The organism is Escherichia fergusonii ATCC 35469 (assembly GCF_000026225.1).
Lineage (GTDB): Bacteria > Pseudomonadota > Gammaproteobacteria > Enterobacterales > Enterobacteriaceae > Escherichia > Escherichia fergusonii.
Genome location: NC_011740.1, coordinates 3114893 through 3128610 on the forward strand (window position 1 = coordinate 3114893; position 13718 = coordinate 3128610).

Consider the following 13718-nt stretch of genomic DNA (forward strand, 5'->3'; position numbering starts at 1 on the left):
TGCCTGAAAAATGCCAACGTAGTCACTATAGTTAGTCCTCGTGAATATATTCTTTAACAGTTATCAAGCTCATCATAACGGATCGTAATTAATAACTAATACTGTCACGCACGCATCACTTTTAGCTACAGATATAGCATTTTTAGCCATATCACAGGCTTTATCTGGACGTACTTGCAGTTCTGAACTTTAGTTGTACTTACGTATTCCATCTGGGGAGAGTGTCAACGTTAATATAAAAATAGCCTTTATGTTTTGTTGTATATTGCTCTGGTACATGTGTTAAGTTAAAGACAATAAGTTTATACGCACATGGAAATGTCACTATCTTTATACATTGCTGCTATTTTAAAGATTATGAAAAACAATACATACCCCGGCGTAATTATCTGTAGCATCAACGAAACAATACTTACCTTTAATGATGGTAACAAAATCACCATCGCTCCCGGAAATCTAATATTTGTTGATCCAAGGCAACTAACCATCACTCACTATGGCGAACTTGAAAATGTTGCACTAATTACCCAAAAAACAATTTCGTTATTGGTTTCCGCATTAAATTCAGATTCCTTAATACATAGCTATAAAGCTCATAATTCACCTTTTATTATTCGAAAATGTCCTGATATCGCTATATTTAAATATGCGGCAAATCTGTCACACAAAAGTGACCTCTCCTGCGCTGAAAAACTGCGTAAGCGTTCGTTAATGCTGGCCCTGATGTCGCTGTTTCTCGATGATCAGAACTTTATTCCGTTATTAATGCGCATATTGCATCCAGATATTACAACTCGCGTTTGTGCTGTCATCAACAGCAATATTGCCAATGACTGGTCACTAACATTAATAGCAAGTGAATTATTAATGAGCCCAAGCTTATTAAAGAAAAAATTGCAGGCCGAGCAGACGACTTACTCGCAGTTACTCACTGAATGCAGAATGCAGCAGGCGTTAAAGCTATTACGATGCGACGATTACGCTGTCAAAAAGACAGCAATATTATGCGGTTATAAAAGTGTATCTTACTTTATTGCCGTATTTCGTAAGCACTTTGGGATAACGCCAACCGAATATCAGGATAAACGGCAACACCACCATGACCTGAACGCAACAAAAAGAGTGATGACCTTGCCTGGGAACAGGGCAATAAATGATACCCTGCGCTCCAGATGGTGTTAGTGAAAAGCGTCAGGGATTAAGGAGATATTAAGATGTCTGCATCACTTATCCGCATTATCTGTGTGATGACGTTATTAGCAGCATTTCCCACTCGTGCAGAGCAAAACGATGGCCTGCAACTACAGAGTGTGGTTATCGTCAGCCGTCACGGAGTGAGGGCCCCCACTAAACTCACCCCACTAATGCAAAATGTTACCCCTGATACCTGGCCGCAATGGTCTGTTCCGCTGGGTTGGTTAACCCCGCGTGGTGGCGAACTCATTTCGTTGCTGGGAGATTATCAACGCCAACGGTTAATTTCCGAAGGCCTGATAAACGCAGCACAGTGCCCGTCTGCAAAGCAGGTTGCCGTGATTGCCGACACTGACGAGCGTACACGTAAAACAGGCGAAGCCTTTATCTCTGCGCTGGCACCACATTGCGCGCTCCCCGTTCATGTTCAGCAAAATCTCCGGCAGACTGATCCTCTTTTTAACCCACTGAAAACCGGACATTGCCAACTGGATAAACCCACGGTGCGCGCAGCCATACTTAAGCAAGCGGGAGGTAGTATTGAAGCATTAAATAAACAGTATCAGCCTGCTTTTACAACGCTTGCTGATGTACTTAATTTACGGGAATCTCCCCTTTGCCAACAAGAGAAACGCTGCACATTACCAGAAGCGCTGCCCTCTGAACTGGAAGTCAGCAAACGGAATGTCTCATTTAGCGGCGCGTGGGGATTGGCCTCAACCGTTAGCGAGATCTTTCTTTTACAGCAAGCTCAGGGAATGGCAGATCCAGGATGGGGGCGGATTAAGAATTCAGAGCAGTGGCAACAGTTGCTGAGTTTGCATAATGCCCAGTTTGATCTGTTGCAACGTACCCCGGAAGTCGCCAGCAGTCGTGCCACTCCGCTGTTGGATCTGATTATCGCCACACTGACACCGGGTCATGCGGGTAAGCAGATGGCAGGGATTTCACTTCCCACATCACTGCTGTTTATTGCCGGTCATGATACGAATCTTGCCAATCTCGGTGGAGCGCTTGGGATGAGCTGGACATTACCCGGCCAACCCGATAATACTCCGCCTGGTGGTGAACTGGTTTTTGAACGCTGGCACCGGGCAACCGATAACACCGACTGGATTCAGGTTTCGTTGGTGTATCAAACGTTACAACAGATGCGTAATGTGACGCGGTTATCCATGACCACGCCTCCCGGAAAAGTGCCATTAACGGTGAATGGCTGCCAGGAAACCAACAGCCAGGGGATGTGTTCCCTGAAAAGTTTTACGGCGGTGATTAACACCATCAGAAATCCGGCGTGTGCGCTGTGAAAATTATCTTTAAAAAGATGAAGTGAGGCTGATGGTAAACGATGCGCTACGCTTATCAGCCTCATACAACCACTACAACATATTGAATTTCAAATAGTTAGCAGATTAACAGTACTGGGAATGGGTTCATCTGCAGCATTGTCGATGTTTTGGTTGCTACCCCCCCAGTTTATGTCACGGGCGGCACTGGCAGCTGGCCTTGGCTTAATCAGTACCTTCGGCAGTATTGCATCTTTTGTTGCACCAATATTGATCGGCTGGGTACGCGATACCACTAACAGCTCATTTCTGGCCTTGTATATCCTGAGTGGTGCAATACTGTTTGGTGCGTTTCTGGTCTACTTAACGCCCAAACAATACCGCCCTGGCGGACCACAACCATTGATGCCAGAAGAAGCAAAAGCCAGCAGTTGATTTTGTATCTATGCCCCTGCGAAGCTGTGGTTAATCACAGGGGCAGCCCATTACTTATTAAACACCTGCAAAAAATCAGGTATTTCCCCGATAGATTTCCCTAAAAGATCACCGCATATTTTATTTATAATAAACAGCCAGTGATATTACGCTAAATTCTTTTTCACCTTGTTGAATGAAAATCATAAAAGGGAAATAAATAATGTCTACTTATGAGGATTTTTTTGGTATGAGTACCAATTTTACCGAGAAAAATACTGAATATGAATCAATTATGATTCTGGCGCTAGGTAAAGATATAACCTATTGTTTAACTTGTCCTAAACGCGTAAACAAAGTTAATAATCACTGTTTTAATACGTGTAAGCGAGCAAAATCCCCGCAATAAATCTTGTACATATAAATAACCAAAAAGCATATTGACGTTTTGGCAACGATCGGTCCTGAATAAGATAATTCTGCACATCTCCCTCTGTAATTCGTGACCTGGTTAACACTCCACTCTATACCATTACGCCAAAAGGCGTTTTACTGGTAAATTAATCGGTCTGGTCACCATCAAAGGAAATGACAATGGGTAAAAAATCGGCGAAAAAAAGCCAGTCAACAAAGAAAACCGCCATCAGGGAACAGACCCCGCGCAAGCCTGCGCAATTCGGTTATGACGAGATGTTAAGCGAGCTGGAAGCTATTGTCGCTTCGGCTGCTGCGCGACAGGAGCAAGAAGAAACAGCCTGATCAATAAGGCCGGAAATTCCCCCTATTCCGGCCTCCCCACACCCTCACATTGGTCAAAAACCAGAGACAAATCACACACCTTATAATTACCATGCTAATTATTTAGCGTAAATGCGTACAATCTCGTTGTGCGAATTTAAGGATAATTAGGGTATGGAAAACAACATATTAATATCTGGTATAAGCTGCAAAGCTTGTGGGTATTTCGTGTTCGCCAGCAAAGAAGAGGCTTTTTTTGAGATCTGCCCCATCTGCAACTGGCAGAATGATGGCAAAACAGGCGATCAATACAGTAGCTGTAATCACTCAACAGTGAACGATTATAAAAAAACGGATTTTTTTCAAAAAAAATAGAACAATTTGTACTTAACAATGGAAATTAAAAAGTGATGCGACAATACGAAAGATGCCTAAGCATTGTATTAGCAGAAGATGTCTCATTCACTGAGATGATGACTAAGACAGGCAATGCTTTTAATATCGAAATGAGTTATAAAGACGATAAAGGACGATTCATTGCCAGAGCACAATTCCAGAATTATCATATAGAGCTTATTGATAAAATAGATATGATTAACGAATTACTTTGCGATGTTCACTATACTCTTGATATCAGTGTTGAGCCGGAAAAATATCCTGAACAAGAATTTACACAACAGATAATTGATATATTACACAAAAACACCATTCGCTGGTCATGTATGAAATGGATAACACTTGACCATTCAAAAAGATATACTATAAAAAATTCGAGTTGCGATTGCGACGCATGTGACCTTAAGTGTGCCGAAGCGAATTCGCATTCTATGTCAGGTGCGGGATAAACGCTTTATCTGGCTTACAACGTATCGCAATTCAATATATTGCAGTCCAAAGTAGGCCAGATTAGCGTAGCACATCAGCTTATTTTATATTTATCCTCAGTCGCAGGATAAATAAATATTCCTGTTCTTTATCGCAAAGATGTTTTTAACGTGCCTTATGCGCCATAATTTCAATTATCTGCCGGTCTGTATGTTGCATTGCATGACTGGCGAGTGCGCACAGGTTGGCAATAGATTGCTCGACATCATGCGCCACAATCCCTTCATTACCGGTTACTGCTGTATTATCCAGGGCCATCAATACGGCTTTCCACGCTGACGATGCGCTTGTTGACACCTTCATCGCGCAACTGTTTGAAGCGCCATCACAAATCATTCCACTGACATCACCAATCATACTGCTGATTGCCATCGCAATGGTGCTAAAACGTCCATCAACCAGCCACGCCATTCCTGCGGCAGCCCCCATCGCTGCGGTCGTTGCTGCACATAACGCCGAAAGCCGTGGTAGCTGATTATGGATATAGATGGCACTCAGATGAGACAACATCAGTGCCCTGGCAAGCCGCACTTCATCAGCGCCCACATGTTCAGCCACCACCATCACTGGCAGCGTGGCGGCAATGCCCTGGTTACCAGAACCGGAATTACTCATTGCCGGAAGCGTGGCTCCCCCCATTCGCGCATCCGAAGCCGCACTGGTACGAATGACAATCGAGCTGGCGAGATCTTTCGTCATCAAACCTTTTGCACACTGTCTTTCCAGCGTTGCGCCAATATGTAAGCCCCAATTACCACTTAACCCTTCCTGAGAAAGTGCACCATTGAGTTTTGCGGCATCAAGAATAAAACGAATAGAATCAAACGGAACGGCGTTGATAAAGTCATAGATTTGCTCCAGAGAAGCGGTTGCCAGTACTTTCAGGGGCGATTCCTGTACTTCCCCCTGCTCTACAGGGGGCTGGCTAAATATCACGCCTTTATCTGTTTCGATACTCACAATATTGCTGTGCCCGCCGACTATGGTGACACATGCCCACGCCTCACCACGGCTAACTTTTGCGCGTGCAAAAAGGATTTCGTCACACGGTTGCTCTATTTTCACCGTCACTTTGCCCGCAGTGAGCATCTCTTTTGCTGCGCTAATATCTGCTGCCGTGGCACGTTTAAGCACTTCCAGCCCGGCGTCAGGATCGCCCCCCAGCGCGCCTAAAGCCGCCGCAACAGGTAAGCCCACCATTCCGGTGCCGGGCACCGTTACCCCCATCCCATTTTTCATCAGATTAGGCGAAACCCAGGCGTCAATACGATCCGGCTTACCAGGCAGATGGAAAGCCGCTGTCGCAGCTGCCAGCGCCAATGAAATCGGCTCTGTACAGCCTAAAGCTGGTTTAACTTCTTCCTGCACAGCGAGGATAAAACTCTGCCATAACGGGTTTAATGATGTCTCACACATAGCAACAACCTTTAAAGGAAAACGCCAGCAACGGAGAAATACGTAGCACCAAACCGCTGACGCGAATAAACACATATGCTTGATAAGTATGAGAAAAATGATACGCGTTTAGAGAGAGAAATACTTACTCAAAGAGTCGTATAATATCACCAGGCAAGTAATATTTTTCTCCAATTACTTTATACAGAGAAAAATATTTCTTCATTTGATGAAGATCACAATAAAAAAAATGGGCGAAGTTAACCACGCCCAGAGGATGAAAAAGAGAACCTGTTTACGTAAGTACCGTTCAGAACACTTTGTAGACAATATTTGAAATCGTCAGCAGACCAATAGCGGTAACAAAAACGTTATCTATTCTCCCCCGATATTTCGCCAGCGACGGAACTTTATGAATGGCATACATCGGCAGAAGACAAAGTAGCGAAGCGATTATTGGTGCTCCCATCGCTTCAATCAAATCCAGAATATTGGGATTAACGTAGGCTACAAGCCAGGTCGACCCCATAATGAACACCATACTTAGGGTATTCAATTTACTCATCGAAATTTTACTTTTGTCGCCCTTATACGCGAACTTAATAATCAACCTATTTAGCCCTTCCAGCGTACCGAGATAATGACCAAAGAAGGATTTAAAAATAGCAACCAGAGCAATAATAGAGGCGGCATATTCCAGCGTCAGAGCAAAACTTGACTGCGAACCTGACATCGAAGAAAAGTGATTTGCCAGATAAGAAAGCACAGGAATATTTTGTGCTTTGGCCTCTGCCATATTTTGTGGAGAAAGAGCAAACAAGCAACTAAAGGCGAAGAACATCACTACTGCGACCATCAATATACTGGCGCGGGAGATAATTTTGGAACATTTACGTTCGGTAAAGTCGCGTCCAAACTTCTTTTCATACTCTTCACGTTTAAATACGACAAAAGAAGAGACAATCGGCGAGAAGTTAAAGGAGAACACCATAATAGAAATTCCCAGCCATACGGTTACCAGAATACCGTCATGTCCAGTAAGCGACAGTGCACTGAGATCCACCTGATCGATAACGGCGGAGTTCCAGTAGGGAATCAATGAAAGAGAAATTAACACTAAAGAGGCAATAAACGGCCACACCAGAAAACTCATCACCTTCACCATCAGATCCCTACCAAACCAGATGATGACCGCCATTAGCAACAATAAGAACAGCGCGACAAAACCGCGGTTAAGCGCGGGCAGATGCAGTTGGTTTTCCCAGAAGGTCATAAACGTATTGGTAATCGTGACCCCATAAATCCACAACAGCGGGCAGATAGCAAAAAAGTAGAGGAAAGTGATCACCACGCCCCCCGTCTTTCCGAAGTGTTCTTCTACCGTTTCGGTAATGTTACCGGAAGGATTAGCACCTGAGAGGCACAAACGCGCCAGCGCCCGATGGCAATAAAAAGCAATGGGATACGCCAGTACCAACATCACTAAAATAGGGATCAAGCCGCCAAAACCTGCCCGAATAGGAAAGAACAACACACCAGCACCAATAGCTGTACCGAACAATCCCAGTGTCCAGGTAGTATCTGACTTACGCCAGTAAGAATGTTGTGCCTTGCCAGAGACTATGTTATCAGTCGAACTCATATCCTGATCCTTACAAAAAAATTAAGCGTCAACAAAATCGATTATTTGAGAAATGCGGGAAAGATCGATATTGCCACCAGAAATGATGCTGACGGTTTTTCTGTTCTGGATATCACTATCGAGTTTACCGCTTAATAATGCCGCACAGGCTAATGCTCCAGCACCTTCGGTGACAACTTTATTACGCTGAATTAAGGCAATAATACTGTTACGGATCTCATCCTCACTCACCAGGACAATATTATCGACAAGTTGGCGAACAATTTCATAGGTTATTTGACCTGGGCGAGAAACATCACAACCGTCCGCCAGGGTGCTGCCTGTTCGGTGAGTGGTTATATTTCCGGCAAAAAATGACGCCGCCATGCCGTGAACATTTTGAGCTTGCACGCCAATGACTTTAATCGTCGGGTTAATTGATTTAATCGCAAGGGCGATGCCGGAAATTAACCCACCACCACCGATAGGTACAATAATATTATCTACATCATAGAGATCTTCTAAAATCTCCAGACCAATTGTTCCCTGACCTGCAATCACTTTCGGATCATCATAAGGAGGAATAAATATACGGCCCTCCATTTCAACAATTTCACTAACTTTGGCAATGGTTTCATTGAAGTTATCGCCATGCAGGATAACCTGTGCAGAATAATCCCTGGTAGCTGCCACCTTTGACTTTGGTGCTGCTTTTGGCATCACGACTTTGCTATCAATACCTAACATTGCACATGAGAGAGAGACGCCCTGTGCATGATTCCCGGCAGAGCAGGCGACAACGCCTTTACTTTTTTCTGCATCCGTGAGCGAACAAAGTTTATTGAATGCGCCACGAATTTTAAACGACCCTGTGCGTTGCATATTTTCAAACTTAAGAAAAATATCTCCCTTGCAACATTCACTAAAATAGTTAGAGCGAGGCATCCCGGTTTTATAAACTCGCCCTGCCAGACGGTGCTTTGCCTCAATAATGTCTTTAATCGTCACCGGAAGATCATATGTTATATGCATTTAAAATAGACTCACACTACCGAATTCATGACATCAATAATGCTGAGAATTGTAAAAAATAAGAAAATTGTGTTATGTGCGCCAACTCACAAATTATCTTTTATATTTATCCATAAGAATATCAGACGTTAATCAGTACAACCCTACTCCATCTCTGGAATAAAAATCATAAATTTTAAAGACTATTTGATATTGAATACCAGGTCATATCAAGCATGGTTAACTGATAATGCCAAAGCATTAAAATTATTTAAATATCATTCTTTTTAAAAAAGATGAATTATCTTAGACTTTAAAGAATTTAGGCTTATAAATATCTTTTTAATTTAATGTGCTTTTCACCTTCACACTTTGATTCCGTAACAGCCTATTCCTCCTGATAATAAGAAAATGGCATACACACTCCCACTGCTTCATTGAAATTCCATCAGAATTATTCATCACTACAGGCGTATAGCCACCTGAGTGCAAAAAACGTAACAGGCCGTGGTGACTAACGGATGCGGCACCACGCGATAAGAGATATTCAGTTCCCGCTGACGTTGAAACAGGTATTTTTCATTCACCTGGTTTGCTCCTGATTAGTTTTAGGAATTTCAGCATTGTTAAGATTCAGGCGGTAACCGCCATTTACGTCAGATCAAATAAACCATATAAAACTCATGGTTATAATGTGAACTCATTTCATCATCTCCCGTGGTACGGGGAAGGAAAATCATGTCACTTATTACCGATCTACCCGCCATTTTTAATCAGTTCTCTGAAGCTCGCCAGAAAGGTTTTCTCACCGTTATGGAGCTTAAAGAACGGGGAATCCCCCTCGTAGGAACATACTGCACCTTTATGCCTCAGGAGATCCCGATGGCTGCCGGGGCGGTTGTGGTCTCATTGTGTTCCACCTCTGACGAAACTATCGAAGAAGCAGAAAAAGATTTACCACGTAATCTCTGCCCACTTATCAAAAGCAGTTACGGGTTTGGCAAAACCGATAAATGCCCCTATTTCTATTTTTCTGACCTGGTAGTAGGTGAAACAACCTGTGATGGAAAAAAGAAAATGTATGAATACATGGCGGAATTTAAGCCCGTCCATGTAATGCAACTGCCGAACAGTGTGCAGGATCAAGCCTCCCGCGCGCTGTGGAAAGCTGAAATGCGGCGTTTGCAGGAAGTCATAGAAACGCGTTTTGGTAAGACGATCAGCGAAGAGGCTCTGCGGGAAGCGATAGCACTTAAAAACCGCGAACGCCGGGCACTGGCAGACTTTTATCATCTTGGTCAATTAAATCCGCCTGCACTCAGCGGCAGCGACATCCTGAAAGTGGTGTACGGTGCCACTTTCCGTTTCGATAAAGAAGTGCTGATCAGTGAGCTTGAGGCGATGACAGCTCGTATTCGCCAACAATGGGAATCTGGCGAACGGCTGGATCCTCGTCCCCGTATTTTGATCACCGGCTGCCCGATTGGCGGTGCGGCAGAAAAAGTTGTACGGGCGATAGAAGAGAATGGCGGTTGGGTGGTCGGTTATGAAAACTGTACCGGGGCGAAAGCTACCGAACAGTGTGTCGCTGAAACAGGCGATGTTTATGATGCATTGACCGATAAATATCTGGCAATTGGTTGTTCCTGTATTTCACCTAATGAACAACGGCTTAAACTTCTTAGTCAAATGGTAGAAGAGTACCAGGTCGATGGCGTGGTGGATGTCATTTTGCAGGCATGTCATACCTATGCGGTGGAATCGCTGGCTATTAAGCACCACGTTCGCCAGCAGCACAACATTCCTTATATCGCCATTGAAACGGACTACTCCACTGCGGATATCGGGCAACTGAGCACACGTGTGGCTGCGTTTATTGAAATGTTGTAAGAGGTGGTTGTGACGTATTCAATAGGGATTGATTCTGGTTCCACCGCCACCAAGGGGATCTTACTGGCAGACGGCGTGATTATGCGCCGTTTTCTCTGCCCGACACCGTTTCGCCCGGCCGCTGCGATTATTGAAGCATGGGATACACTGCGTGCCGGGCTGGCGAGCACACCTTTTCTGACACTGACAGGTTATGGGCGGCAATTAGTTGATTTTGCAGATAAACAAGTGACAGAAATCTCTTGTCACGGACTGGGGGCGCGTTTTCTTGCACCAAAGACGCGTGCAGTGATAGACATTGGCGGGCAGGACAGCAAAGTTATCCAACTGGATGACGAAGGCAACCTGAGCGACTTCCTGATGAACGACAAATGTGCGGCAGGCACCGGGCGTTTTTTGGAAGTCATTTCTCGGACACTGGGCACCAGCGTCGAGCAACTCGACAGCATCACCAAAGACGTACAACCGCACGCGATCAGTAGCATGTGTACGGTATTTGCTGAATCTGAAGTGATCAGTTTACGTTCGGCTGGCGTGGCCCCCGAAAACATTCTCGCAGGCGTGATCAATGCAATGGCGCGCCGCAGTGCAAATTTTATTGGTCGTCTTTCGTGTGAAGCGCCGTTGCTGTTCACTGGTGGTGTCAGCCATTGCCACACCTTTGCCCACATGCTGGAAAGTCACCTGGCAATGCCTGTGCATACGCATCCCGACGCACAATTTGCGGGTGCAATCGGTGCAGCCCTGGTAGGTCAACGGCAGAGAACACGCCGATGAGAGAGTGTTTGTTTCTGTTTCATTCAACACCAGGGGTGATTAAAACCCGCAAAGCATTACAGGCTGCGGGAGTCCCTTTTCGTGTTGCCGATATTCCCCGTGATTTGCGTGGCGGTTGCGGGCTGTGTATCTGGTTGAGCTGTAATCCAGGGGAAGAACTGCAATGGGTAATACCCGGTTTTACCGAATCCATCTACTGCCAACAGGATGATAGCTGGCACTGTATTGCCTCGTGGCCTGCCACGACCTGAGTATTATTCTTCTGCGTGCTGTACATTCAGCACGCTTTTTTGAATCCCATCACAAACCCTACATTCCCCTTTTCCCTTTTCTATGCTGACGGCTAAATTAGAACTCATCCGACCACATAACAATTATTTTACATACTGGAAAATTTTATGAGCTACCCGTCGCTGTTCGCCCCGCTTGATTTGGGCTTTACCACTTTAAAAAACCGCGTGTTGATGGGCTCGATGCATACCGGGCTGGAGGAATACCCGGACGGTGCCGAACGGCTGGCGGCATTTTATGCTGAACGCGCCCGTCATGGCGTGGCGCTGATTGTGAGCGGTGGCATTGCCCCGGATGCGACAGGTGTGGGAATGGCAGGGGGCGCAATGCTGAATGATGCCAGCCAGATCCCGCACCATCGTACGATTACTGAGGCGGTGCATTTAGAGGGAGGCAAAATCGCTCTGCAAATCTTGCATACCGGGCGCTACAGTTATCAGCCACATCTGGTGGCGCCATCAGCTTTACAGGCCCCCATCAATCGCTTCGTTCCCCATGAATTAACTCACCAGGAGATCGTGCAGCTGATTGACAGTTTCGCCCGTTGTGCGCAACTGGCGAGAGAAGCAGGTTACGATGGCGTAGAAGTGATGGGATCCGAAGGGTATCTGATCAACGAATTTCTGACTCTGCGCACCAACCAGCGTAACGACCAGTGGGGCGGCGATTATCGTAATCGGATGCGATTTGCCGTTGAAGTGGTACGCGCGGTGCGCGAGCGCGTCGGTAACGACTTTATTATCATCTATCGTCTGTCGATGCTCGATCTGGTGGAAAATGGCAGCACCTTTGCTGAAACGATAGAACTGGCGCAAGCCATTGAAGCGGCAGGCGCGACCATAATCAACACCGGAATTGGCTGGCATGAAGCACGAATCCCTACCATCGCCACCGCTGTGCCGCGCGGGGCATTTAGCTGGGTAACGCGCAAACTCAAAGGTCACGTCTCGCTGCCACTGGTGACCACCAACCGTATTAACGATCCGCAAGTTGCCGACGATATTCTCTCGCGTGGCGATGCGGATATGGTGTCGATGGCGCGACCGTTTCTTGCCGATGCGGAGCTGCTGTCAAAAGCGCAGGCAGGCCGTGCCGATGAGATCAACACCTGTATTGGCTGCAACCAGGCCTGCCTCGATCAGATCTTCGTTGGCAAAGTCACCTCATGTCTGGTAAATCCTCGCGCCTGCCATGAAACGAAAATGCCGATAATTCCCGCCGTGCAAATCAAAACACTGGCAGTGGTCGGTGCCGGTCCGGCCGGGCTGGCATTTGCTATCAACGCAGCGGCACGTGGGCATCAGGTAACATTGTTTGACGCCCACAGCGAGATCGGCGGACAGTTTAATATCGCCAAACAGATCCCCGGCAAAGAGGAGTTTTACGAAACGCTACGCTACTACCGACGAATGATCGAAGTAACGGGCGTGACGCTAAAACTCAATCACACCGTGACGGCAGATCAGTTACAGGCATTCGATGAGACGATCCTCGCCAGCGGCATCGTGCCGCGTATTCCGCCCATCGATGGGATCGACCATCCAAAAGTATTGAATTATCTCGATGTACTGCGCGATAAAGCCCCCACAGGCAAGAAAGTGGCAATTATCGGCTGCGGTGGGATTGGTTTTGATACTGCGATGTATCTCAGCCAGCCGGGTGAATCCACCAGCCAGAATGTCGCCGAATTTTGTAGCGAATGGGGCATCGACAGCAGCCTGCAACAAGCTGGCGGTTTAAGCCCACAAGGTGTGCAGATCCCCCGTAGCCCACGACAAATCATGATGCTCCAGCGCAAAACCAGCAAGCCCGGACAAGGATTAGGAAAAACCACTGGCTGGATCCATCGCACCACTCTGCTCTCGCGCGGCGTGAAAATGCTCCCTGGCGTGAGTTATCAGAAAATCGACGATGACGGGCTGCATGTGATGATCAACGGTGAAAGTCAGCTTTTAGCGGTAGATCATGTGGTGATCTGTGCCGGACAAGAGCCAAACCGCGCCCTGGCACAGCCACTGATCGACGCCGGAAAAACCGTGCATCTGATCGGTGGCTGTGATGTGGCGATGGAGCTGGACGCGCGTCGGGCGATAGCTCAGGGGACAAAACTGGCGCTGGAGATTTAATCTCTCCAGCTTTTAAGCAAAACCGGATGAAGCACTCATCCGGCGAGACTACTGACAAACTTAAGATTGCCTGATGCGCTACGCTTATCC

General features: G+C 46.2%; 14 protein-coding genes. 10 read left to right on the forward strand and 4 right to left on the reverse strand.

Annotated elements, in window-relative coordinates; all coding sequences use genetic code 11:
• Positions 1 to 312 precede the first annotated feature (312 nt).
• The 6 genes from EFER_RS15335 (at position 313) to EFER_RS24475 (ending at position 4477) form a co-directional block, all read left to right on the forward strand.
• Positions 313 to 1182: a helix-turn-helix domain-containing protein gene (locus EFER_RS15335; RefSeq protein WP_002431345.1), complete on the forward strand. Its 870-nt coding sequence runs from the start codon at positions 313 to 315 to the stop codon at positions 1180 to 1182.
• A 32-nt stretch (positions 1183 to 1214) separates the two neighbouring features.
• Complete coding sequence (locus tag EFER_RS15340; protein WP_001276452.1) at positions 1215 to 2501, forward strand: AppA family phytase/histidine-type acid phosphatase; 1287 nt, start codon at positions 1215 to 1217, stop codon at positions 2499 to 2501.
• Between the two features lie 120 nt (positions 2502 to 2621).
• Complete coding sequence (locus EFER_RS15345; protein ID WP_015953727.1) at positions 2622 to 2915, forward strand: MFS transporter; 294 nt, start codon at positions 2622 to 2624, stop codon at positions 2913 to 2915.
• A gap of 573 nt (positions 2916 to 3488) precedes the next feature.
• Positions 3489 to 3653: a hypothetical protein gene (locus EFER_RS24470; RefSeq protein ID WP_000516870.1), complete on the forward strand. Its 165-nt coding sequence runs from the start codon at positions 3489 to 3491 to the stop codon at positions 3651 to 3653.
• A 153-nt stretch (positions 3654 to 3806) separates the two neighbouring features.
• A complete protein-coding gene (locus tag EFER_RS15355; protein ID WP_000429749.1) occupies positions 3807 to 4007 on the forward strand; it encodes a CPCC family cysteine-rich protein in 201 nt (66 codons plus the stop codon).
• Between the two features lie 35 nt (positions 4008 to 4042).
• Positions 4043 to 4477: a hypothetical protein gene (locus EFER_RS24475; RefSeq protein ID WP_001250348.1), complete on the forward strand. Its 435-nt coding sequence runs from the start codon at positions 4043 to 4045 to the stop codon at positions 4475 to 4477.
• Between the two features lie 145 nt (positions 4478 to 4622).
• Here the strand turns inward: EFER_RS24475 and EFER_RS15365 are convergent, their stop codons facing one another.
• The 4 genes from EFER_RS15365 to EFER_RS24755 form a co-directional block, all read right to left on the reverse strand.
• Positions 4623 to 5933 (reverse strand): L-cysteine desulfidase family protein, encoded by a 1311-nt coding sequence (locus EFER_RS15365; RefSeq protein ID WP_000333440.1) that lies wholly within the window; start codon positions 5931 to 5933, stop codon positions 4623 to 4625.
• Positions 5934 to 6222: 289 nt separating this feature from the next.
• Positions 6223 to 7554 (reverse strand): threonine/serine transporter TdcC, encoded by a 1332-nt coding sequence (gene tdcC / locus EFER_RS15370; RefSeq protein WP_000099375.1) that lies wholly within the window; start codon positions 7552 to 7554, stop codon positions 6223 to 6225.
• 21 nt (positions 7555 to 7575) lie between these two features.
• Complete coding sequence (gene tdcB, locus EFER_RS15375; RefSeq protein ID WP_000548375.1) at positions 7576 to 8565, reverse strand: bifunctional threonine ammonia-lyase/L-serine ammonia-lyase TdcB; 990 nt, start codon at positions 8563 to 8565, stop codon at positions 7576 to 7578.
• A 443-nt stretch (positions 8566 to 9008) separates the two neighbouring features.
• Positions 9009 to 9131 carry a hypothetical protein gene (locus EFER_RS24755; RefSeq protein WP_255121772.1) on the reverse strand — a complete coding sequence of 41 codons (123 nt, stop codon included), beginning with the start codon at positions 9129 to 9131 and terminating at the stop codon, positions 9009 to 9011.
• A gap of 151 nt (positions 9132 to 9282) precedes the next feature.
• Between EFER_RS24755 and EFER_RS15380 the strand changes: the two genes are divergently transcribed.
• The 4 genes from EFER_RS15380 (at position 9283) to fadH (ending at position 13628) form a co-directional block, all read left to right on the forward strand.
• A complete protein-coding gene (locus EFER_RS15380; RefSeq protein ID WP_002431343.1) occupies positions 9283 to 10434 on the forward strand; it encodes a double-cubane-cluster-containing anaerobic reductase in 1152 nt (383 codons plus the stop codon).
• Positions 10435 to 10443: 9 nt separating this feature from the next.
• The gene (gene yjiL / locus EFER_RS15385; RefSeq protein ID WP_000222478.1) at positions 10444 to 11211 is read left to right on the forward strand and encodes a putative 2-hydroxyacyl-CoA dehydratase activator YjiL; all 768 of its coding nucleotides are present in this window, start codon (positions 10444 to 10446) and stop codon (positions 11209 to 11211) included.
• The gene (locus EFER_RS15390) at positions 11208 to 11462 is read left to right on the forward strand and encodes a DUF3343 domain-containing protein (RefSeq protein WP_001206363.1); all 255 of its coding nucleotides are present in this window, start codon (positions 11208 to 11210) and stop codon (positions 11460 to 11462) included. Before yjiL ends, EFER_RS15390 begins: the two co-directional genes overlap by 4 nt.
• Before the next feature lie 147 nt (positions 11463 to 11609).
• On the forward strand, positions 11610 to 13628 hold the full coding sequence (gene fadH, locus EFER_RS15395; RefSeq protein WP_000121398.1) for an NADPH-dependent 2,4-dienoyl-CoA reductase: 2019 nt from the start codon (positions 11610 to 11612) through the stop codon (positions 13626 to 13628).
• Positions 13629 to 13718: the final 90 nt, after the last annotated feature.